At 49.3% G+C, this 1765-nt stretch carries 3 protein-coding genes; 2 read left to right on the top strand and 1 reads right to left on the bottom strand.

What is annotated here, in order from left to right; genetic code table 11:
• On the bottom strand, positions 1-290 hold a 290-nt coding region (locus ACTHUM_RS13080; protein WP_440403067.1), incomplete at its 3' end, for an EamA family transporter.
• Between the two features lie 236 nt (positions 291-526).
• Between ACTHUM_RS13080 and ACTHUM_RS13075 the strand changes: the two genes are divergently transcribed.
• Positions 527-1066 carry a gamma carbonic anhydrase family protein gene (locus tag ACTHUM_RS13075; RefSeq protein ID WP_070813868.1) on the top strand — a complete coding sequence of 180 codons (540 nt, stop codon included), beginning with the start codon at positions 527-529 and terminating at the stop codon, positions 1064-1066.
• Between the two features lie 14 nt (positions 1067-1080).
• Positions 1081-1680: a Maf family protein gene (locus ACTHUM_RS13070; protein WP_219088736.1), complete on the top strand. Its 600-nt coding sequence runs from the start codon at positions 1081-1083 to the stop codon at positions 1678-1680.
• Positions 1681-1765 lie beyond the last annotated feature (85 nt).

Raw genomic sequence — 1765 nt, 5'->3', positions numbered from 1 at the left:
GTGGAAATGCCGGGGCCTACGGCGTGAATGCTTTCGTGCCAAAGGGCGAGGTCGAATGCGAGGAAAACGCCGGATAAGATTGCGTAGCCAACCGTTTTTCTTTTCGTGGGCATTTTTTGTCTGAAAAAACGCCCGAGCAGGAAGAATATGGGGGCGGCAATCAGCAAACGCCAGAATGCGATGGCGTAAGAGCCGACATCGACAAATTTGACGATCAAACTGCCCAAGCCGAAGACGACGCAGCCGACGACCAATAGGGATGCTGCATAATTTCCCGAACGTGTCTCCATCGGCTTCTCCATCAATCAAATGAAGACGATTATTCCATAAAAGATGGATGAGGCGCTAATGATAAATAGTGGTAAGCCAAGATAAAGGTTTATGATGAAAGGCCGTCTGAAAGCTGTTTCAGACGGCCTTTTGATGATTTTTTGGCTTGATTTAGTATGGTTGTAGTATAAAATCGTTTTACGCCGTGTTTTCAGACGGCCTGATCAGTTTTGGTTTTGAGAAAAGGATATTGGAAATGGCAAACCCTATTCGTGCGTTTCTGGATTATGTGCCGTCGGTTGATGAGTCTTGTTTTATAGATGAGACTTCGGTTGTGATTGGCGAAGTGTCGCTGGCGGAAGATGTATCCGTTTGGCCTTATGCCGTATTGCGTGGCGATGTGAACAGCATTTCTATCGGCAAGCGCAGCAATGTGCAGGACGGCAGCGTTTTGCATGTGTCGCATAAGAATGCGGCGAAGCCTGACGGTTCACCTTTGATTATCGGCGATGATGTGACGATTGGGCATAAGGTCATGCTGCATGGCTGCCGAATTGGGAATCGTGTGTTGGTGGGCATGGGCTCGATTATTTTGGATGATACGGTTGTCGAAGATGATGTGATGATAGGCGCGGGCAGTTTGGTGCCTCCGCGCAAACGTTTGGAAAGCGGTTTTTTATACGTTGGCTCGCCTGTGAAACAAGTGCGTCCGCTGACGGATGAGGAAAAGGAATTTTTGACGTATTCGTCCGCGCATTATGTCCGCCTGTCCGGCCAGCATAAAATTTCAAAATAAGGAAAACCAATACAATGAACGCAATTTATCTGGCTTCGGGCAGTCCGCGCCGTCGTGAGATTTTGGAGAATTTGGGTTTCACGGTACGCCGCCTTCCTGTGGATATTGATGAAACCCCTAAAGAAGGCGAAGCAGCAGTAGAGTATGTGCGCCGTATGGCCTGTGAGAAAAATCAGGCGGCGGTGGCGCAATGGTTTGCTGCTCATAATCAAGAACCTGAGTTTGCTGTATTGACGGCGGATACGACGGTGGCGGATGGTGCGGTTATTTTAGGTAAACCGGAATCCGAGGCGGATGCGGTCGATATGCTGGAACGTTTATCCGGACGGACGCATCAAGTGTTGACGGCTGTGTGCGTTTATTGGCAAGGCGTATGCCATGATGTGGTGCAGACGAGCGAAGTACGCTTTAAAACGTTGACGGCTGAGGAGATTGCAGCCTATGTTGCCAGCGGCGAGCCGATGGATAAAGCCGGTGCGTATGGGATTCAGGGCTTGGGCGGCGTATTTGTCGAGCATTTGCAGGGCAGTTTTACGGGCGTGATGGGTTTGCCGGTTTATGAGACTGCTCAGCTACTGAAATCTTTGGGTTTGGAAGCGCCGCCGTTTGCTTAAAATTAGGCAAATGCCGTCTGAAAGCGTGCCGACAAAAACGCCTGTTTCAGTTACAATACTGCCTTAAACAGCTTGCTTGAAGAAA

This window comes from Neisseria sp. P0021.S006, from assembly GCF_051956895.1.
The sequence above is the reverse complement of the archived record's forward strand: the minus strand, read 5'-3'. Positions and strand labels throughout refer to the sequence as shown.

Coding starts and splice junctions, on each gene's coding strand:
- ACTHUM_RS13075 (WP_070813868.1), top strand. CDS start 527: ATGGCAAACCCTATTCGTGCGTTTCTGGATTATGTGCCGTCGGTTGAT.
- ACTHUM_RS13070 (WP_219088736.1), top strand. CDS start 1,081: ATGAACGCAATTTATCTGGCTTCGGGCAGTCCGCGCCGTCGTGAGATT.